Raw genomic sequence first — 2,591 nt, 5'->3', positions numbered from 1 at the left:
GGTGGCGCTGGCTATGATGCGCAAGGACAATGGAAAGCTCCAAGTTTTAAGGTTAAGACAGTTAAGGATGATGGTAACTCTGAAGAGAAAACTTATAGCAATGTAGCGGATGCTTTGGCTGGAGTTGGTGCTTCTGTTACGAATGTAAAAAATGAGATCAGCAAAGAGATTACGAATGTAGTGAGTGATAGCCTTGTTAAGCAGGATAGGATGGGTCTTATTACCATTGGTGCGGAAAGAGGTGGCAATAAAATCAATATTTTAAATCGTGATGGTGCTGCTCGAATTCTTTCTGGTGTTAAGGCAGCGCAAAATGGGGACGAGGCAGTCAATAAAGCGCAGCTTGATGCAAGTCTGAAGGATCTTTCCAGCAGCCTTCAGTCAGAAGATTCAGCCGTGGTTCTCTACGATAAAAAAGAAGGCGGAATAGTTGACTATAGCAGTGTGACTTTAGGTAAAGGTAAGGATGCAGAACCAGTTGCACTTCATAATGTCAAAGATGGTGTCATTGGTGAGAGTTCACATGATGCGATTACGGGTGGACAACTTCATATCATCACAGATGATTTATCAAAGATTTTAGGTGGCGATGTATCCTTTGATGGCAAAAACTATAAAGGACCAAAGTATGACTTATCGACAGTTTCTAAAGACGGTGAGGTAACAGATAAATCGCATACCGATGTTGGTTCTGCCTTTAAAGGACTTGATGATAATATCAAGAATGTGAATCAGCGTATTAAGGAAGTCTCAGAAGGGGTTGCACAAGATTCTTTATCATGGAGTAATGAAAGTAACGCCTTTGTAGCACAGCATAAAACGGAAGAAGGTAAAAAGGAAAACAGCAAGCTTACATCACTTGCGGCTGGCTCTATAGTATCAGGCTCGAATGATGCGGTTACGGGAGGTCAGCTTCATACCATAGCTTCTGATTTATCAAAGATTTTAGGTGGCAGCGTGTCCTTTGATGGTGAGAAGTTTAAAGATCCCACTTATACGGTGTCGAAAGTTTCTGAAGCTGGTGAAGTAACAAGCGAATCCTATAATGATGTAGGCTCTGCTTTTGCAGGAATTGATACGAATTTCATAAATGTGAATAAACATCTGTCTAATGAGGTCAAAAAGTTTAATGAAAAACTAAGTAATATTACGCAAGAAGTTCAAGGCGATGCTTTGTTGTGGAGTGATGCTGAAGGGGCTTTTGTGGCACAGCATGGAAAAGAAGATAAAAGAGCGAGCAGCAAGATTAAACATCTTGCCAACGGAGACGTTAGTGGAACTTCAAGCGATGCTGTAGCAGGAAATCAGCTATATGCTCTAGGTGACAGTGTTGCGCAGTCTTTAGGTGGTGGCGCTGAATATAAAGAAGGTAAATGGACGAATCCTAAATTCACGGTCAAGACCTTTGATGCTGATGGTGGATCTAAGGATCAGAATTATCCTGATGTAGCGAGTGCTTTAACAGGGGTTGGTAGTTCTATCACGAATGTTAAAAATGAGATTACAAAACAAATTACCAATGAAATTGCCAATGTTAGAGGAGATAGCCTTGTTAAGAAAGATGCAGATACAAATCTTATCACTATTGGTAAAGAAGTAGAAGGCAGTGAAATCAATATAGCCAACAAGACTGGTACGGATCGGACTCTTTCAGGTATTGGTGAAGCAACAAAGGATAATGAAGCTGTTAACAAGGGTCAGCTTGATGCAAGTCTGAAGGAACTTTCTACCAGCCTTCAATCTGATGATTCAGCTGTTGTTCATTACGATAAAAAAGATGGTGATAATGGCGACATTGATTACACGAGTGTGACTTTAGGTAAAGGTAAGGATAAGGCAGCTGTAGGTTTGCATAATGTTGCTGATGGTCAGATTACCAAGGGGTCACATGATGCAATCACGGGCGGTCAGATTAATAAAATCGGTGAGGATGTAGCTAAGTTTTTAGGTGGAGAAGCATCCTTTAAAGAGGGTGTTTTTACAGCTCCGACTTATAAAATCTCTAATGTTTCTGACGATGGTACAGTAACGACTAATTCACATAACGATGTTGGTAGCGCCTTTGCGGGTCTTGATACGAGTGTCAAGAATGTGAACACTCATCTGTCTAATGAGGTCAAAAAGTTTGATGAAAAACTAAGTAATATTACGCAAGCAGTTCAAGGCGATGCATTGTTATGGGGCAAGACTAAAGGTGCGTTTGTGGCGACGCATGGGGACAATAAAGAGAACAGCAAGCTTACATCACTTGCAGCTGGCTCTATAGTATCAGGCTCGAGTGATGCGATTACGGGTGGACAGATTTATGATCTGCAAAAACAGTTTGCTGGCTATTTTGGTGGAGGTGCAGGTTATAATGAAAAGGGAGAATGGGTTGCACCTACCTTCAAGCTTAAAACCGTCAAGGATGATGGCAGCACTGGTGAGGAAAAGGTTTACAATAGTGTGGCGGAAGCATTTGCTGGTGTTGCGAGTTCTATCACGAATGTTCATAATGATGTAACGAATGTTGTCAGTGATAGCCTTGCCAAGCAGGATGAAAAGACAAAAGTTATCAATATTGGTACAGAAGTAGAAGGTACAGAACTCAA

Annotated in this window: 1 pseudogene; it reads left to right on the top strand. The window is 41.2% G+C overall.

The features are described from left to right. Positions 1-2,591, top strand: a pseudogene (locus ACFIJJ_RS09395) (hypothetical protein); the annotation flags it as partial.

This window comes from Bartonella sp. TT29SHDZB, from assembly GCF_042193395.1.
Lineage (GTDB): Bacteria > Pseudomonadota > Alphaproteobacteria > Rhizobiales > Rhizobiaceae > Bartonella.
This window is presented reverse-complemented; position numbering and strand designations above follow the sequence as displayed.